This is a genomic window from Paraburkholderia terricola (assembly GCF_003330825.1).
GTDB classification, from domain to species: Bacteria; Pseudomonadota; Gammaproteobacteria; order Burkholderiales; family Burkholderiaceae; genus Paraburkholderia; species Paraburkholderia terricola.
Window position 1 is genome coordinate 2,200,031 of the sequence record NZ_CP024941.1, and the last position, 16,126, is coordinate 2,216,156.

The following is a 16,126-nucleotide window of genomic DNA, read 5'->3' on the forward strand; positions in this document are numbered from 1 at the left end:
TTATCGGCATCCAGGCTGCATGCATGCCGATAACATCGCTTGCCGTTCTTGCGGTTTTACGCCGCTGCTTCGTAAAGCGTCCGCGCCAACCGGTTGTGCCGCTCGATGACCGGTCCGAGTTCCAGCGTCGTCAACCGTCCGTCCTTCACGACTACCCTGCCCCCGATCACGCTGTAGCTCACCTGCGACGGCGCGCAGAACACCAGCGCCGCGACCGGGTCGTGCAACGCGCCCGCGAAGAGCGGCTGACGCAGATCGAACGACACGAAGTCCGCCGCCATGCCCGGCGCCAAGGCGCCGATGTCGTCGCGACCGAGCACCTGCGCGCCGCCGAGCGTCGCGATTTCCAGGGCTTCGCGCGCGGTCATCGCATCCGGGCCGAAACCGACTCGCTGCAACAGCAGCGCCTGACGCACTTCCGCGATCATCTGCGCGCCGTCGTTCGATGCCGAACCGTCGACGCCCAATCCCACCGGCACGCCCGCAAGACGCATCCGCTTGACCGGCGCGATGCCCGACGCGAGCCGCATGTTCGAGCACGGACAGTGCGCGACGCCCGTGCCGGTGCGCGCGAACAGTTCGATGCCGGCTTCGTCGAGTTGCACGCAGTGCGCGTGCCAAACGTCATGGCCGATCCAGCCGAGGTCTTCCGCATATTCGGCCGGCGTCATGCCGAACTTCTCGCGGCTGTACGCGACATCGTTGACGTTTTCCGCGAGATGCGTGTGCAGCGACACGCCGTATTGCCTTGCCATGACCGCCGATTCGCGCATCAGATCGCGGCTCACCGAAAACGGCGAGCATGGCGCGACCACGATACGCAGCATCGCGTAACGCCCTTCGTCGTGATACGTCTCGATCAGTCGCTGCGTGTCCCGCAAGATGTCCGCTTCACGTTCCACCACCGAATCCGGCGGCAAGCCGCCGTCTTTGCGGCCCACGCTCATGCTGCCGCGGGCCGCGTGAAAACGCATGCCGATCCGGCGCGCGGCCGCGATGCTGTCGTCGAGCCGGCTGCCGTTCGGGTAGATATACAAGTGATCGCTCGAGGTCGTGCAGCCGGAGAGCAACAGCTCGGCCATCGCGGTCAACGTCGAGACTTCGATCATTTCCGGCGTGAGGTTTGCCCACACCTTGTAGAGACTCGTCAGCCAGCCGAACAGCTCGGCGTTCTGCGCGGCGGGCAGCGCGCGCGTCAGGCTCTGATACATGTGGTGATGCGTGTTGACGAGCCCCGGAATCACCAGTTGACCGCGCATGTCCAGCACCTCGTCGGCGCTTGGCGGCAACTCCGCCGTCGGGCCGACCGCGACGATGCGGTTGTCCTCGATATACAGGCCGCCGTCGCGCAGTTCGCGCCTCGCGCCGTCCATCGTGACCAGTACGTCCGCGTGCTTCACCAGCATCGTTCTTTTCGGCTCGTTGACCGCTTGCTCCATCGTCATTCGTTTCTCCGCTTCATGCTTGCCGTGCAAAGCCGTTCGAACGCGATGCGACGGCACGCTCGCCGTGCCGCCGCGTTCCGTCGAACGCCGTTGGCCCGGTTACCCAGCGTGTTTGCGCCGTCTTCGGGTGGCGCCGCGCGTGAGTCGGGTTAGGCTAAGGTTCGACTCGCGTTTGCTGCGGCGCACAGCCGTAACCTTCGACGGCCAAAATAACGCTGACAACTCGCGCCGGTGCGATACCCAACTTCAGGCCGGCGATATAGTGGGTCTTTTTTGGCCCCGCTACGATCGAATCCACTGCACGGGTCGAACGAAACGGCTCGTGGCGGCTTTCAGCGGAGTGTCCGTCATGCGCCAGCTATTATCTTTCCTATCTCGCGCGCACCGACACGAACAAGCTTTTTACAATGGATGCCACGGCGCTCGCTTCATTTCGCCGACGGGTATGTAGCCACTGACGTGGAGCCTCGATCCGCCGCAACCGTATCTGGATCGGGCCGCCGCCGAAACCTCGCATTCACATAAGGAAAATTGCGAATGGGAAAGCTCACTACCCATGTGCTCGACACCGCGAACGGCCGTCCCGGCGCGGGCATCAAGGTCGAACTCTTCGCGCTCTCGGGCGACACGCGCCGCGCGCTCAAATCCACTCTCACCAATAGCGACGGCCGCTGCGATCAGCCGCTGCTCGAAGGCGACGCACTCGTCGCGGGCGAATACGAACTCGTATTCGGCGCCGGCGATTACTTCGCGTCGATCGGCACGAAGGTGCCGGAGCCGCGTTTCGTCGACCGTGTGGTGCTGCGCTTCGGCGTGGCCGACCCCGCCGCGCACTATCACGTGCCGCTGCTGGTGTCGCCGTGGTCGTACAGCACGTATCGAGGCAGTTGAGGAAACACGTCATGGGGACGTGCGATCCGCGTGCCCAGAACAACGGCGCCGTGCGAACTGAGCGCACCGCGTCTTTCACCCCGCATTCCGCGCGATCACGCGTTGCATGCCGATTACCCGCGCTCGGCGGGTCCCTGAAAAGGCAATCAAGGCACTCGCGTCGTCGCGCGATAAAACGAATCAGAAGTGGAGGAGTTTCATGGAAGGCTTTATCACCGACTGGCTGAATCTGGCGATTCGCTGGTTCCACGTCGTCGCCGCGATCGCATGGATCGGCGAGTCATTCTATTTCGTCGCGCTCGACAACAGCCTCAAACCGCCGCAGGACCCGAACCAGCGCAAACGCGGCGTGTTCGGCGAACTGTGGCACGTGCACGGCGGCGGCTTCTACAACATGCAGAAGTACACCGTCGCGCCGCCGGAAATGCCGGAAGATCTGCACTGGTCGAAGTGGCCCTCGTACACCACGTGGCTGTCGGGCTTTGCACTCTTTACCGTGCTGTATCTGTTCTCGCCCACGACTTATCTGATCGACAAGAACGTGCTCGACATGGGTCCGGTGGTCGCGGTGGCCTCGGCGCTCGGCTTTCTCGCCGCGGGCTGGATCGTCTACGACTCGCTGTGCCGCATTCTCGGCAACCGGGATACGGTGCTCGGCATCTGCGTCGGCGCTTATGTGCTGATCGCGACGTGGCTCGCGTGCCATATCTTCGCGGGCCGCGCGGCTTACCTCATCATGGGCGCGATGCTGGCGACGATCATGTCGGCCAATGTGTTCTTCGTGATCATTCCGGGCCAGCGCAAGATGGTCGACGCGATGCTCAAGGGCGATACGCCGAATCCGGTCTACGGCAAGCGCGGCAAGCAGCGCTCGGTGCACAACACGTATTTCACGCTGCCGGTGGTGTTCGCGATGCTGTCGAATCACTACGCGATGACCTACACGCATCCGTACAACTGGGCGGTGCTCGTCATCATCATGCTGGCCGGCGCGCTGATCCGCCAGTTCTTCGTGATGCGTCACCGCGGCCAGGTGCTGTGGTATCTGCCGATAGTCGGCGTCGTGCTGATGTTCGGCGCGCTGTTCTGGACCATGCCCAAGCCGATGGTGCCGCAAGCGCAGGCCGCGAACGCGCCGGCGGTCAAGGTGGCCGACATTGCGCCGGTGCTGCAACAGCGCTGCGCCGCCTGCCATTCGGCGCATCCGACGATGATGGGCAGCGCGCCGGCCGGCGTGCTGCTCGATACGCCGGATGAAATCTCGCAGAACGCGCAGCGGATTTATCAGCAGGCGGTGACGTTGAAAGCGATGCCGCTCGGCAACGTCACGCACATGACCGACGACGAGCGCATGAAGATCGCCGCGTGGTTCGAAGGCGGTGCGGTGAAGTAGTCGAATGGCCGGGCGGGAGGCCCGGTTTCGGTGAGGTATGAGGCGGGTTTTTCGCGCGAGCGGGGAACCCATTTTTGTTTTGGGATTTGCGCAGCGACATTGCGTATAAATGTAGCCTTTGGGACACAAAAATCGAATTTCTCCGCTGGTTTGTAGCCCTTGAGATACAAATTCTCGACCACGATTTGTCGCTCACGGGCTACAATAAAGATGAAATGATGAAAATTGAGGCCTTGGGGCTACAAATGACCAATCTCGCTGACGTCTCCGATATGCTGCGCGCCATACGGCGCGAAACCAGGCTCTCGCAAGAAGAACTGGCGCGCCGGGCCGGTGTTGCTCGCACTACGGTCGCACGCATGGAAACGCTCGCTAAAAACGACATGAGCGTGTCCGTCCTCGTACGCCTGCTCGAAGCGGCGGGCTACGATCTCAAGGTCGTGGCGCATGGGCACGCACGCACGCTCGAAGACATCCTCGCCGAGCAACGCATGCCGGATCAGAATTCATGAGGCTCGACGTCCAGGTGCTGGGCAAGAACGTCGCCACGCTGTTTCGCGAGCGTGACGACTATGTCCTCAAATACAACCGCGACGCGACGGCCGCCGACTTCGTCAGCCTGACCATGCCGGTGCGTGAAGAAGCGTGGCGCTGGCCGCGCGACCTGCATCCGTTTTTCCGGCAGAACCTGCCGGAAGGTTATCTGCTGAACCTGATTCGCGAACAATTCGGGCCCTTGCTCGACGGCACCGATCTCTCGCTACTGGCCGTGGTGGGCGCGATGGGGATCGGACGCGTCACCGTCACACCCGAGGGCATGCCGCCAGGCACCGACCTGCAAGCGCTGGACGTGCGGGATATTCTGCACGGCGACAACACGGCCGAGCATTTCGCCGCATTGGTGCGCGACTACGCGCGCGCCGCCATTTCCGGCGCGGTGCCGAAGTTCATCGCGCCGCAAGCCCAGGCCCCCGGCACCTCCACGCCAATGCCGGTGACACTGGGCAAACCGACGATTCGCACGAGCCGCCATATCGTCAAAGGCTCCGACGACAACACGCCGTTTCTCGGCTTCAACGAGTTCCATTCGATGCGCGTACTCGAACGGCTCGGTGTGGCGCCGGTCGCGCGTACGCAGATGTCGGACGATGGCCGGGCGCTGATCGTCGAACGTTTCGACGTGGATGCGCACGGATTGCCGGCGTATGGTGTCGAGGACCTGTGCGGCCTGTTGGGCTTACCGCCGCATGAGAAATACAACTCCACCAGCGAAAAGATGCTCAATGCCGCGAAGGCCTATCTGCTCGATCGCGACAGCATGCGGCAGCAACTCGAACGGCTCGGCTGGCATCTGCTGACCAACTATGTCGTGCGCAACGCCGACTGTCATACGAAGAACATCGCGCTGCTCTACACGTCGGTGGACGACGTCACGTTCACGCCCGTCTACGACATCGTCACGACTCAGGCTTATCCGCGTTTCGCCGCCAACCCGCCGGGGCTTCCGATCGACGGCCGCAAAAGCTGGGCGGCCGGCAAAACACTGGAGCGTTTTTTCAACACCCGCATGGGGATTCCGCCGCGGCAATATGCGCAGATGGTCGAAGCATTGTGCGATTCGGCCGTCGCAGTCGGTCACGAGTTGATCGAAGCGGCACGCAACGAGCCGCCATGGCGCAACGTCGCCAAGCAGATGCTGCACGCATGGGACGACGGGATGACCTCATTGCGATCACCGAAAAAAAGCCTTCAGTTCAAGGGACTCAAACCGGCGATCGAAGCCGCCGGCTTTTCCGCACCTGAGCCGGCGGAACGCGCGCGTGAAGTAATCGGGCGCTCACCGCTACTCGCCAAGCGTGGCTGAACACGCCGATCCCATCCATCGCCTGCGCTCACAAAAGCGAAAGCCCACGGCCTGCGCCGTGGGCTTTCGCATCAGCATCGACAACCCGCTCACTGCGCCGAAGCAATGCGCTTCAAACAGTCACCGCGCTCAACGCATCCTCGGTGAGCCACAGCGATTCCGCCAGATCCTGCTCATTCAGATTGAGCCCCTCGCCGCCGCGATCCACGACGATGAAGTCGCTCACCTCGCCCAGCGCGATCAGCGGATGATGCCAAACGCCCTTCGCATAATTGACGCCCTGCCAGCCGCTCGTCACGAATGCGCGAATCCGCTGCGCGTCGAGTTCACCCGCCGGCGCCACCACCACGAGATACGGCTTGTCGTTCAGCGGCACGAACGCCTGGCTGCCTAGCGGATGACGCTCCAGCATCGTCACCTCGAACGGCAACGTGCGCGGCTGTCCGCGAAACAGGTTCACCAGCGTGCGGCCGTTCTCGTCGGTGACGTCCACTTTCGCGAGATCGTGATAGCGGATCGTCGTGCCGAGATTGATCGGAATCTGCTTCGCGCCTTCGAGTTCGATGACGTCGCCGAATGCGGCGAACGCTTCCTTGGTCAACGGTTCGATCGCCAGCGTTTTCATCATGCGAGCGTGCCCCACAGACGCAGACGCGACACGCCGCCATCCGGAATGATGTTAAAGCGCACGTGCGTGACAGGACCGAGCGCGGCGATTTCGCTTTCGAAGTCATGCTGCTTGTCCATCTCCAGCTTCTGTTCGCCCAGCAGCACCGGCCAGAACATCGCTTGCGTGACGAGCGAGCTGTCCGTGCCGCCCGTCACGTACGCGGCCTGAATCGAGCAGCGGTCGGGGTAATTGCCCTTGAAGTGGGCCGTATCCACTTCGATTTTCCTGATCACGCCCGGCTGCGCCAGCGCGACGATCGCCCAGTCGTTGCCCGGTTCGCGGCGGCGGCGCGTTTCCCAGCCGTCGCCCATGTTCACGCCACGGCCCGGCATCAGAATCGTCGAGGCCGCGCCGAAGTGCTGGTTGTTCGCCGCGACCAGATACGCGCCGTTTTCCATCGCGGCCAGATCGAACTGCTCGGTGCGGCTCGCGCCCGCCCAGTCGACTTGCGGCTGACCGTACACGCGCAGACGCGCGATGCCGCCGTCCGGATAGATGTTCACGCGCAAATGCGTGTACGCATTCGCGTCGCTGACTTCGTGATAGTGATGGCTGTTGCCTTGCAAGGTGGTGGACGGAACGATTTCGGTCCATTGTGTCGACTGGTTCGGCACGCCGTCGGTCACGCGCGCGGCTTCCACGGAAGCCGCAGGCGGAAAGTTGCCCGTGAAGTGGCTGGTATCGAGGTCGAGCCCCTTGATCACGCCAGCGCGTGCGAGCTTCACGATGCACCAGTCGTAGCCGGTGGCGCGCTTGCGGCGCGTTTCCCAACCGTCCATCCACTTGCCGTGGTCGTCGTACTTGCCCGGAATGAAGACGGCCGGCTCGGGATTCAGCATGCGTTCCTTCGGTGCGAAGAATTCGTCGCTGGCCTCGAGCGCCTGCGCGCCCAGACGCGGGTCCGCCAGGTTCACATAGCGGCGCGTGAATTCCGGTGCGTTAGGGTCGAGAATCGGGAGTGCCATCTTTATCTTCCTTGGTGTTGGTTGATGCCGGGAAAACGTTTCGGTTCGAGGATCGCGACGCGCGCTTAACGATCTACGCGTCGATCAGATCGTCGAGCCGCAAACGTGCGATGCGGTAGATCTGATCGAGGCTCGCGCGCAGTTCGTCGGCGCGGCTGTTGTTCACGCGTGCCTCGAAGTTCGCGATGATGCCGTGGCGGTCATAGCCGCGCACCGCGAGAATGAACGGAAAACCGAACTTCACGCGATACGCGCGATTGAGCGCGACCAGCTTGTCGAATTCCTCCTGGGTGCATTGAGCGAGCCCCGCGCCGCTTTGTTCGCGCGTCGACTCGGCCGTCAGTTCGCCGCGCACCGCCGCTTTCCCCGCGAGTTCCGGGTGAGCGTTGATCAACGCGAGCTGCTTCTCCTCGCCGGCCGTTTCGACGATGTGGGACATCTTGCGATGCATTTCGTCGATGCTGCTGAACGGCCGCTGCCGCGCGGCGATTTCCGCGACCCACGGCGAGTGCTCGAAAATGCCCGACAGCGCCGCGACGAACGCGTCGGCTGGAATGCGGTTGAGTTGCGCCAGGGTGTAGTGCATCGCCTTCATGCCGCCGCTCCGCGGCCGCCCGGTTGATAAGGATGATGGTCGCGCCAGTGCCGCGCGATGTCGACGCGCCGCGTCACCCAGACGCGATCGTGCTGTTCGAGATGATCGAGAAAACGTTGCAGCGCGCGAAAGCGCCCTGGGCGGCCGAGCAGGCGGCAGTGCATGCCGATCGACAGCATCTTCGGCGCTTCGTCGCCTTCTTCGTACAGCACGTCGAATGCGTCACGCAGATACGTGAAGAAATGGTCCGCGGTGTTGAAGCCTTGCGGGCTGGCGAAGCGCATGTCGTTGGTGTCGAGCGTATACGGCACGATCAGTTGCGGCACCTTCGCGCCGCCCGTTACGTCGACCTCCATCCAGAACGGCAGATCGTCGCCGTAGTAATCGGAGTCGTACAGGAAGCCGCCGTATTCCGCCACCAGACGATGCGTGTTGGGACTGTCGCGCCCGGTGTACCAGCCGAGCGGCCGCTCGCCGGTCGCGCGCTCGATCGCTTGCATGCCGAGACGCATATGCTCGGCCTCCTTCTCCGGCGACATGTCCTGATAGTGAATCCAGCGATAACCGTGGCAGGCGATCTCGTGACCGAGTTCGACGAAGGCGCGCGCCACTTCGGGATTGCGTTCGATCGCCATGCCGACGCCGAACACCGTGAGAGGCAAGCCGCGCTTTTCGAATTCGCGCAGGATGCGCCACACGCCGGCGCGCGAGCCGTATTCGTAGATCGACTCCATGCTCATGTGACGAGCCGGAAAAGACGCCGCGCCGACGATCTCCGACAGGAACTGCTCCGAGCCCGGATCGCCGTGCAGCACGCAGTTTTCACCGCCCTCTTCGTAGTTCAGGACGAATTGCACCGCGACGCGCGCTTGCCCCGGCCAGTTCGCCTGCACCGGGTGGCGGCCGTAGCCGATCAGATCGCGTGGGTAGTTCGGGTCGAGTGGCATGGTTTGACGGATGCGTGGTGACGGTACATGAAAGTCGCGCTGGATTATCGCGTGAGCCAGCGTGCGGCGAGCAGGCGGCTGACGCTGGCGCGGCGCGCAAATACCGCTGGAAAACAGCGGCAAAAGCATTTCGCGCACCCGCGACGAGTGGAACCAGTGTAGCGAAAACGCTCCGACGCGCCCATACAGCCCGGCAGATAGTGCGTGTCAGACTGAATGTATGTGCTCGCCCGGTTCGCCCGTGTTTACCCGCAGCAAACCGGCGGTCTCCGCACTCTCTTGCGCATCGACCAGAGAGACCCCGGCAGGACCGCGCGCCGGTTGCGCATTCACGTCGTCCCCGCTGGGGCTGAACGACGCCAGCGCGCCGTCGTAGCGCTTGGCCAGCGGCCGCGCATAGTCGCCGCGCTTGGCTGTCGACAGACGCAGCGCGATCAGCGCTTCGGTCCATTTGACCGCGGCCGTCACGCCCTCGATCACCGGCGCACCCAACGCATCCTCGATTTCCGCGCACAGTTCGGCCATGCCCGCGCAACCGAGCACGATCGCGTCGGACCCGTCTTCCGCAAGCGCGCGCCGGCATTCGTCGAGGATGATGCGGCGCGCCGCCGAGCCAGGCTTGTCGAGATCGAGCACGGCCACGTCGGTCGCGCGCACGTTGCGGCAAAAACGCTTCATGCCGTAGCGTTCGGCGAGATGCCACGCCATGCCGCAGGTGCGCGCAAGGGTGGTCACGACGGAAAAACCCGGCGCCAGCACGCTTGCCGCGTGCATCGCCGCCTCGGCGATGCCGATCACCGGACCGCGCGCCAACTCGCGCGCCGCGTACAAGCCGGGGTCGCCGAAGCACGCGATCACGTAACCGTCGCAGCCCTCGCGCTCGCCGGCCATGACCTCGGCGAGCAAGCCGGGCGTGGCGAGCGCCTCGTCGTAATAGCCTTCGATCGACGGCGGCCCCATCGTCGGATTCACGGCGATCACTTCGGTGCCGGGCGCCGCGACGTCACGCGCGCAGCGGCCCATTGCATCCGTCATGCGTTGGGTCGTGTTCGGGTTGATCAGTTTGATGCGCATAGCGACTCCTGTTGCGTCTGCACGCACTCAGCGTGCGAGCAAGCGATAGAACAGCGCGCCCAACCCCGCGCCGATGAACCACGAAAAATTCGCCATGCCGTCGAGCGCCGGCACCATCACGCAGATCACGGCGATGAGCGCGGCGGGCAGCAACGCGGCCACCGCCCGGTAGTTGACGCCGTTGCGATACCAGTACGAGCCCGTGGGCGCCACGGTGTACAGATCGTCGAGCACGATCTTCTGACGCTTCACGAGATAGTAGTCGACGATCAAGACGCCGTATAACGGGCCGATGAAGCTGCCGAGCACGTCGAGCGTGTAATGAATCACGGCCGGGTTGTTGAAGAGATTCCACGGCGTGATGAAGATCGACGCCACCGCCGCGAGCATGCCGCCCGCGCGCCAGCTAATCAGACGCGGCGCGACGTTCGAGAAGTCGAAAGCCGGCGAGACGAAATTGGCGACGATGTTGATGCCGATGGTAGCAATGGTGAACGTCAAGGCGCCGAGAATCACCGCGGTCGGATAGTCGATGCGGCCCACCGTTTCGACGGGGTCCGTGATCAGTTCGCCGAACACCGGCAGCGTGGCCGCGGTCGTGATCACCGTCACCAGCGAGAAGGCGAGAAAGTTGACCGGCAGTCCCCAGAAGTTGCCGCGCTGCACGCTGCGAAAGCTCTTGCCGTAGCGGGAAAAGTCGCCGAAATTGAGCATCGGTCCGGAGAAGTACGAGACCACCAGCGAGGTCGCCGTGATCATCACCGGCACCACTTGCAGGCCGTGATATTTGACGCCGCCGAGATTGATGCCGATGTTGCGCCAACCCGCGCGATACACCATGTAGCCCGCGAGAATGAACATCACCACGTAGACGGCGGGACCGGCGAAGTCGATGAACTTCTTGATGGTCTCCATGCCATGCCAGAACACCAGCGCCTGCAAGACCCACAGCAGCATGAAGCCGGCCCAGCCGAGCGTCGAAAGACCCATGAAGCCATGATGATGAACGTCGGCGTAAGGCAGCAATTGCGGCACGAACTTGAGCACCACGATCACCAGCGCGCTCGAAGCCAGATAGGTCTGAATGCCGTACCACGCTACCGCGATCAGGCCGCGAATCACCGCCGGAATATTCGCGCCGAGCACGCCGAAGGTCGCGCGGCACGCCACCGGATAAGGCACGCCGTTCGCCTGGCTCGGCCTGGCGATCAGGTTGCACAGCACGTTGACGATCGTGATGCCGATCAGCAACGCGATCAGCACCTGCCAGCTCGTCAGGCCGAGCGCGAACAGACTGCCCGCGAACACATAACCGCCGACGCTGTGCACGTCCGACATCCAGAACGCGAAGATGTTGTACGCGCCCCAGGTTTGATGACGCAACGGCGCGAGGTCTTCGTTATACAGCCGCTCGCTGTAGCCGGCCGGCATCGACGAATCGTCGGGCGCGCCGGCGTCTTCGTAAGCGGGGATTGGGGGAATTGCGGGACTTCCGGGCGCTGCGCTGAACTGAGCCATGACTCCTCCTTGAGATAGGGACCATCGATAGCGAATCGAAGGACATTGCATCGGCCATGCCAGTCGCGCCCTGCTCGGGCGCTATCCAGGCAGCCGTGCCGCGGGTGTCTCCGTACTGATGCACTTGTGCTTATCGCAGCGCCTCGGACCGCGGATTCCCGGCGATGCTTCGTTGCTCGAAAGCCGCTACCCGCTCGCGGCGCACGCGTGCGCAAGCCGGCAGCACGCGCATCGAGCCGCCTTGCAACACTGGTGTGGTTCAGTTCAATTCAGTGCGGCGCGCACCAGCAAAGCGCGCACGCCGACCGCTCGCCTCAGCCTCGCTCCGACTTCACTTTGGCTTCGTTCCTGGACGCGCCGTCGAGCGCGCCGAACACTTCATGCAGATCCGCCGCGCCGCGCGCGGGGCGCTCCAGCATCTTCAACTCGACGCTTTGCAGATGGCGCGCCATCAGCGCCGCCGCCTCCTTGGCATCGCCGGCGTCGAGCGCGGCGAGAATCGCTGCGTGGTCCTCGAACGAGCATGGGCTGCGTCCGAGCGACTCGTACAGCGCGGAAATCAGCGTGGAGCGCGCCACCAGTCCGTTCAGGCAGTCGCACAGCACGGTATTGCCGGTGAGCCCGGCCAGCTCGGTGTGAAATTCGCCCGACAGACGAATCCACGCCGGAAAATCACGCGTTTCGAACGCCTTGCGTTCGCGGCCGATCATGCCGCCGATGTTCTTCAAGCGCCGCACGCCGTGGCCGCTGCAAATCTTTTCCACCACGGCCAGTTCGATGATGCGGCGCATTTCGAACACCTCATGCACTTCCTGCAACGACGGACTCGCGACGAACGCACCGCGATTCGGTTCGAGATCGACGAGACGATCGGCGGCCAGTTGCGCGAGCGCTTGCCGGATCGGACCGCGCTTCACGCCGAAGACTTCGCATAACTGGGCTTCGGTCAGCTTGGCGCCGGGCGCAAGCCGATGCTCGAGGATCGCGGCGCGAATGCGCTCGGCGATGACTTCGGGCTTCGAATGACTCGCGGCGGCGGAATCTGTGTCGGACATGATGTGCGTCTCGGTATGTTGGTCATCATAGGATGGACATAAAGATTGTCAACAATTTTTATCTTGAATAGGGACAATCCGGAAGGTCGGGACGAGCGACAGGCCGGCGGCGCGCCACGCTTGGCCCGCGCTGCTTTGAGTAGGCGTTTAATTGAGCGAGGGAATGGCCGTCTATTGACGGCCAGTTTTGTCAACAATATCGCGGGCTTTCGCAAACGCATGCCGCCCGAATCCGCCGACTGTCACGCCAGGTGCGGATAACCCGACAGCGTCAGCTTGAATCCGTGCGCGTTTGCGACGAGATGCGCATCCGCGCCCACCGGCAGCGTCAGCATGTTGGGAACATGCCCGAATTGCAGGCCGGTCACGACCGGCACCCCGGTCACCGACCTCACCTGCTCGATCATGGCGTGCAGATCGTAGCCGTTGTCGTACTCGTAGGATTTGCCGCCGGAGAAGTCGCCCAGCACGAGCGCCTGCTGCCGCGCGAGGATGCCGGACAAATGCAGCTGATAAATCATCCGCTCGACGCGGAACGGCTGCTCGTTGATGTCCTCGAGAAACAGGATGCCGCCCTGCACGGGCGGCATATAGGGCGTGCCGATCAGCGAGGCGAGCACGGCGAGATTGCCGCCCCACAGCGTGCCCGACACGTCGACCGCCTGCGCTTGCGGCGCGTTGCTCGTCACCGTCATGGTCGGCCTGGTCAACGCCGACCAGAAGTGCCGCATGGTGAATTCGCTGGGATCTTCGGCGCCGAAATCGCTCATCAGCATCGGCCCGGCGAAAGTCTTCACGCCGGCGCGCGCCAGCAACGCGAGCTGGATCGCGGTGAAGTCGCTATGCCCGACCAGCGCGACCGGTCGGCCGCTCAGCCGCCGTTGCAAGCCGTCGTAGTCGAGGCCGTGCAGGATGCGCACCGCGCCGTAGCCGCCACGCACGGTGAGCACGATGTCGGGCAATTTGCGCGCGGGATCGGCGAGGCGGTTCAGCTCGGCCGCGCGTTCGCCGTCGGTGCCGGCAAAGCGCTGGTAGCAGCGCTGTGTCGCCTCGACGCCCAGAACCCGATGCCCCTGCGCATGGAAGCGCTGCAACGCGCGATGCACCACTTCAGGATCGTTCGGATAACCGGACGGGGCGATCAATTCGATGGTGCGATGAACGGTCATTGGCAAGACCTGTTGGACGTTGATGTTTAGAGCGGTTTAGAGCGGCTCGGCCGGGTCGGAAGCGCTGCTGGCTTCGGCGCTGCCTTCGCTACGTGCCGCGGCGCGGGCTGCCCGGCTTGCGCGGCGCCGCTCGGCAAAGAACGATTTGAGCGCCGCGCCGCATTCGTCCTCGAGCACGCCGCCGATCACCGTGGTGTGATGGTTCAGTTGCGGATTCGCGAATGCATCGACGACGCTGCCGCACGCTCCCGTTTTCGGATCGCGCGCCCCGAATACGACGCGCGCGATGCGCGCGTGCATGATCGCGCCGGCGCACATCAGACACGGTTCGAGCGTGACGTAAAGTTCGCAGCCCGGCAGGCGGTAGTTTTCGACGGTTTGCGCGGCTGCGCGCAGCGCGGCCATTTCGGCATGCGCCGACGGGTCGTGCCCGCTGATCGGATGGTTGAAGCCTTTGCCGATGACCTCGTCGCCTCGCACGAGCACCGCGCCGACCGGCACCTCACCGGCTGCGCGCGCTTCTTCGGCGGCGGCTTGGGCGAGCGCCATGAAGCGGCGGTCGCGCTCTGAGACTGGTGCGGATGTCACGTCGAGCGCGGCGACCGGGTTTGACGTGCCGGCTGCGGCGGCCGGCTCGGGATTGGGGTTGGCGGCGTTGGCGGGTTCGCCCGGTCCGACGAATGCGGACTCAGCCTGGGGAGCCGACGAATTCGGCGCGCCGTCGGATTCGGCGGAAGCGGAACCCGGCGCGGCCGAGCGGACAAACGGCTCGTTCACTGCGAACCCGCGTCAGCGGTATCGGGCTCGCCGGCGCGCTGCGACAGTCGTTCGGCAATGCGGCGGCAATATTCGCGCGGCAGAACCAGCGGGCCGCCGCGCAGCGATTCAAGCGCCATGTCGAGCGCCAGCATGCGCGCCTGGAGACGGCAACGGGTGACCCGGTCGCTCACGGCGTTCAGTTCCGCTTGCAGATCGCGCAACGCGCGCAGCTGTTCGACAGCCGGCGGCACGAAGCCCGCGTTCTTCAAGATCCGGTTGGCGACGCGCACTTCCTCGGGCACCAGTGCATCGTCTTCGAGAGGCAGCGGCGCGCCCGCGCCCGGCAAATCGTCGAACTCGCCGCGCGCGGCTGCGGCGGCAATACGCTGTTCGACTAACGCATCAAGCAATTTCATCGGCAATCCACTACGTTGCGGCCCACGCATTCTATCAGGGAGCGCACGGGCGGTTTCGCCTGTTCGACCGGAGAAATCCGCTGGACTTTCGGACTTCGCGTAGATGAGTGGCGGCACGCGTGAACTAGGCTGCGGGGTTCGCCGCCGCGCCGCTTTTCTTGCGTCAACCGGCGCGGTTCTCACTACCGCTTACCCCTGATAAGAGTCATGTACGCCATGCAATCTGGAACGTTCGAGCTACCCGCCAGCAATACCCTTAGCGCTTCCGCTGAAAGCCCGCGCCCCGCCGCATTCGCTGTCGGCCTCGGCAAGCCGGCTTTCCGGTCATGCCTGCGTGCGATGCTCGTGGCGGCGACGATGTCGGTCGCGCTGTCCGGCTGTGGCGTGTTCTGCGGCGGCGCGGGCGGAAGCGGCGGCGGCTTTGCCGGCGGTTGTGCAACCGGCGTGCGGTTCTAGCCGGGTGCGGTTCTAGGCGGGTGCGGTTCTAGGCGGGTCCGGTTCTAGCCGGGTCCGATTCTAGCCGGATGCGCCGCCGGCCAACCTCGTCAGACGGGCAGGCCGGCGCGCCGCGAAGTGGGCGTGAAGTGGGCGCGAAGTCGCCGCGCGCCATTACTCCGCGCCTTTCAACGACCAGCGCGCCAGCGCGATATGCCGCGTGCGTCCAAGCAAACTGTGTATCAACGCGAACTCGCGCACGTTCCAGCAGACCGGCTCGATCGGGCGCGCCGCGCCCCAGGGCATGCCGTAAGCCAGCGTGACATGCGGCGTATAAGGCGCGGCCGGTGAATGCGCGCGGCCGCCGAAACCGATGTTTTGCAACGCCTCCGCGAGCGCGTCGTGAAGCGCATGAAGCCCGACGACGCCCTCGCTTCCTACCAGCACCAACGGCCCCGGCCGCGGCTTCGACGCAAAGCTCGTTACCGCGTCGAATTCGACCGTGAACGGCTCCATGCTGATCGACGCGGCTGCCCGCATCGCCGCGTCGACGAGTGCTGGCGGCAAACCACCCGCGAAATTCCCCAAGTGCTGCAAGGTGACGTGCAAGCGGCCAGCCCCTAGCGGCTTGCTTCTCGCGCGCGTCTGTCCGCAAAGCTGCTGCGCGAGTTCGGAAATGCCGGCCGCCGTGCTCGTGTCGGGAAAGACGGCGAAGAAAAGCCCGTCCGTCGGCGGAGGCGGCGCCTCGAGCCCGGGCAGCCAGAGTTGTTCAGGCATGGTGCTCCTGACTGGATGAAGCGGGCATGAGGATGGATCTCCATTGAGTGCGCGAGCATGGCCGCGCGTGGTTGATTCGGCTGAGCCGATTGCGCGAGGTTCGACCAACACTGTACATACAGACAGTAGTAGCGGCAATGGGGACAGTGGAAA

17 protein-coding genes are annotated in these 16,126 nt (G+C 64.1%); 5 read left to right on the forward strand and 12 right to left on the reverse strand.

Annotation, left to right across the window (positions count from 1 at the left end; translation table 11 throughout):
- Window positions 1–56 precede the first annotated feature (56 nt).
- On the reverse strand, window positions 57–1,445 hold the full coding sequence (locus tag CUJ90_RS09840) for an 8-oxoguanine deaminase (RefSeq protein WP_114163511.1): 1,389 nt from the start codon (window positions 1,443–1,445) through the stop codon (window positions 57–59).
- A 537-nt stretch (window positions 1,446–1,982) separates the two neighbouring features.
- Between CUJ90_RS09840 and uraH the strand changes: the two genes are divergently transcribed.
- From uraH to CUJ90_RS09860, 4 genes are all read left to right on the forward strand, one after another.
- Window positions 1,983–2,336, forward strand: a complete 354-nt coding sequence (uraH, locus tag CUJ90_RS09845; RefSeq protein WP_114162574.1) for a hydroxyisourate hydrolase — start codon at window positions 1,983–1,985, stop codon at window positions 2,334–2,336.
- A gap of 199 nt (window positions 2,337–2,535) precedes the next feature.
- The gene (locus CUJ90_RS09850) at window positions 2,536–3,729 is read left to right on the forward strand and encodes a urate hydroxylase PuuD (RefSeq protein ID WP_114162575.1); all 1,194 of its coding nucleotides are present in this window, start codon (window positions 2,536–2,538) and stop codon (window positions 3,727–3,729) included.
- 245 nt (window positions 3,730–3,974) lie between these two features.
- Complete coding sequence (locus CUJ90_RS09855; RefSeq protein ID WP_073428123.1) at window positions 3,975–4,241, forward strand: helix-turn-helix domain-containing protein; 267 nt, start codon at window positions 3,975–3,977, stop codon at window positions 4,239–4,241.
- Window positions 4,238–5,593: a type II toxin-antitoxin system HipA family toxin gene (locus CUJ90_RS09860; protein WP_114162576.1), complete on the forward strand. Its 1,356-nt coding sequence runs from the start codon at window positions 4,238–4,240 to the stop codon at window positions 5,591–5,593. Before CUJ90_RS09855 ends, CUJ90_RS09860 begins: the two co-directional genes overlap by 4 nt.
- Window positions 5,594–5,705: 112 nt before the next feature.
- Here CUJ90_RS09860 and CUJ90_RS09865 read toward each other — a convergent pair whose 3' ends face one another.
- The 10 genes from CUJ90_RS09865 to CUJ90_RS09910 all read right to left on the reverse strand — a co-directional run bounded on the left by CUJ90_RS09865 (window position 5,706) and on the right by CUJ90_RS09910 (window position 14,761).
- Window positions 5,706–6,218, reverse strand: coding sequence for an ureidoglycolate lyase (locus CUJ90_RS09865; RefSeq protein WP_073428122.1), 513 nt, complete (start codon window positions 6,216–6,218; stop codon window positions 5,706–5,708).
- A complete protein-coding gene (alc, locus tag CUJ90_RS09870; RefSeq protein ID WP_114162577.1) occupies window positions 6,218–7,228 on the reverse strand; it encodes an allantoicase in 1,011 nt (336 codons plus the stop codon). Before alc ends, CUJ90_RS09865 begins: the two co-directional genes overlap by 1 nt.
- Before the next feature lie 73 nt (window positions 7,229–7,301).
- Window positions 7,302–7,823 carry a 2-oxo-4-hydroxy-4-carboxy-5-ureidoimidazoline decarboxylase gene (gene uraD / locus CUJ90_RS09875; protein ID WP_114162578.1) on the reverse strand — a complete coding sequence of 174 codons (522 nt, stop codon included), beginning with the start codon at window positions 7,821–7,823 and terminating at the stop codon, window positions 7,302–7,304.
- Window positions 7,820–8,770 (reverse strand): allantoinase PuuE, encoded by a 951-nt coding sequence (puuE, locus tag CUJ90_RS09880; RefSeq protein ID WP_114162579.1) that lies wholly within the window; start codon window positions 8,768–8,770, stop codon window positions 7,820–7,822. Before puuE ends, uraD begins: the two co-directional genes overlap by 4 nt.
- A 207-nt stretch (window positions 8,771–8,977) precedes the next feature.
- Window positions 8,978–9,844, reverse strand: a complete 867-nt coding sequence (locus CUJ90_RS09885; protein ID WP_114162580.1) for an aspartate/glutamate racemase family protein — start codon at window positions 9,842–9,844, stop codon at window positions 8,978–8,980.
- 27 nt (window positions 9,845–9,871) lie between these two features.
- A complete protein-coding gene (locus CUJ90_RS09890) occupies window positions 9,872–11,362 on the reverse strand; it encodes an NCS1 family nucleobase:cation symporter-1 (RefSeq protein ID WP_073428076.1) in 1,491 nt (496 codons plus the stop codon).
- A gap of 314 nt (window positions 11,363–11,676) precedes the next feature.
- Window positions 11,677–12,417, reverse strand: coding sequence for a GntR family transcriptional regulator (locus tag CUJ90_RS09895; RefSeq protein ID WP_114162581.1), 741 nt, complete (start codon window positions 12,415–12,417; stop codon window positions 11,677–11,679).
- A gap of 242 nt (window positions 12,418–12,659) precedes the next feature.
- The gene (gene ldcA, locus CUJ90_RS09900) at window positions 12,660–13,586 is read right to left on the reverse strand and encodes a muramoyltetrapeptide carboxypeptidase (RefSeq protein WP_114162582.1); all 927 of its coding nucleotides are present in this window, start codon (window positions 13,584–13,586) and stop codon (window positions 12,660–12,662) included.
- Between the two features lie 36 nt (window positions 13,587–13,622).
- Entirely contained in the window at window positions 13,623–14,363 is a 741-nt protein-coding gene (tadA, locus tag CUJ90_RS09905) for a tRNA adenosine(34) deaminase TadA (protein WP_114162583.1), read from the reverse strand.
- On the reverse strand, window positions 14,360–14,761 hold the full coding sequence (locus CUJ90_RS09910) for a DnaJ family domain-containing protein (protein WP_083083787.1): 402 nt from the start codon (window positions 14,759–14,761) through the stop codon (window positions 14,360–14,362). Before CUJ90_RS09910 ends, tadA begins: the two co-directional genes overlap by 4 nt.
- A gap of 207 nt (window positions 14,762–14,968) precedes the next feature.
- On the opposite strand from CUJ90_RS09910, the gene CUJ90_RS32355 reads away from it, so the two are divergent.
- Entirely contained in the window at window positions 14,969–15,217 is a 249-nt protein-coding gene (locus CUJ90_RS32355) for a hypothetical protein (protein ID WP_152035342.1), read from the forward strand.
- Between the two features lie 153 nt (window positions 15,218–15,370).
- Here CUJ90_RS32355 and CUJ90_RS09915 read toward each other — a convergent pair whose 3' ends face one another.
- Complete coding sequence (locus CUJ90_RS09915; protein WP_114162584.1) at window positions 15,371–15,973, reverse strand: 2'-5' RNA ligase family protein; 603 nt, start codon at window positions 15,971–15,973, stop codon at window positions 15,371–15,373.
- Window positions 15,974–16,126: the final 153 nt, after the last annotated feature.

Excerpts from the sequence above, each read along its gene's own strand:
- CUJ90_RS09910 (WP_083083787.1), bottom strand. The coding sequence starts at position 14,761 with ATGAAATTGCTTGATGCGTTAGTCGAACAGCGTATTGCCGCCGCAGCC.
- CUJ90_RS09855 (WP_073428123.1), top strand. The coding sequence starts at position 3,975 with ATGACCAATCTCGCTGACGTCTCCGATATGCTGCGCGCCATACGGCGC.
- uraH (WP_114162574.1), top strand. The coding sequence starts at position 1,983 with ATGGGAAAGCTCACTACCCATGTGCTCGACACCGCGAACGGCCGTCCC.
- CUJ90_RS32355 (WP_152035342.1), top strand. The coding sequence starts at position 14,969 with ATGTACGCCATGCAATCTGGAACGTTCGAGCTACCCGCCAGCAATACC.
- uraD (WP_114162578.1), bottom strand. The coding sequence starts at position 7,823 with ATGAAGGCGATGCACTACACCCTGGCGCAACTCAACCGCATTCCAGCC.
- CUJ90_RS09850 (WP_114162575.1), top strand. The coding sequence starts at position 2,536 with ATGGAAGGCTTTATCACCGACTGGCTGAATCTGGCGATTCGCTGGTTC.
- CUJ90_RS09895 (WP_114162581.1), bottom strand. The coding sequence starts at position 12,417 with ATGTCCGACACAGATTCCGCCGCCGCGAGTCATTCGAAGCCCGAAGTC.
- CUJ90_RS09890 (WP_073428076.1), bottom strand. The coding sequence starts at position 11,362 with ATGGCTCAGTTCAGCGCAGCGCCCGGAAGTCCCGCAATTCCCCCAATC.
- CUJ90_RS09885 (WP_114162580.1), bottom strand. The coding sequence starts at position 9,844 with ATGCGCATCAAACTGATCAACCCGAACACGACCCAACGCATGACGGAT.
- CUJ90_RS09915 (WP_114162584.1), bottom strand. The coding sequence starts at position 15,973 with ATGCCTGAACAACTCTGGCTGCCCGGGCTCGAGGCGCCGCCTCCGCCG.
- CUJ90_RS09865 (WP_073428122.1), bottom strand. The coding sequence starts at position 6,218 with ATGAAAACGCTGGCGATCGAACCGTTGACCAAGGAAGCGTTCGCCGCA.
- CUJ90_RS09860 (WP_114162576.1), top strand. The coding sequence starts at position 4,238 with ATGAGGCTCGACGTCCAGGTGCTGGGCAAGAACGTCGCCACGCTGTTT.
- puuE (WP_114162579.1), bottom strand. The coding sequence starts at position 8,770 with ATGCCACTCGACCCGAACTACCCACGCGATCTGATCGGCTACGGCCGC.
- CUJ90_RS09840 (WP_114163511.1), bottom strand. The coding sequence starts at position 1,445 with ATGACGATGGAGCAAGCGGTCAACGAGCCGAAAAGAACGATGCTGGTG.
- alc (WP_114162577.1), bottom strand. The coding sequence starts at position 7,228 with ATGGCACTCCCGATTCTCGACCCTAACGCACCGGAATTCACGCGCCGC.
- ldcA (WP_114162582.1), bottom strand. The coding sequence starts at position 13,586 with ATGACCGTTCATCGCACCATCGAATTGATCGCCCCGTCCGGTTATCCG.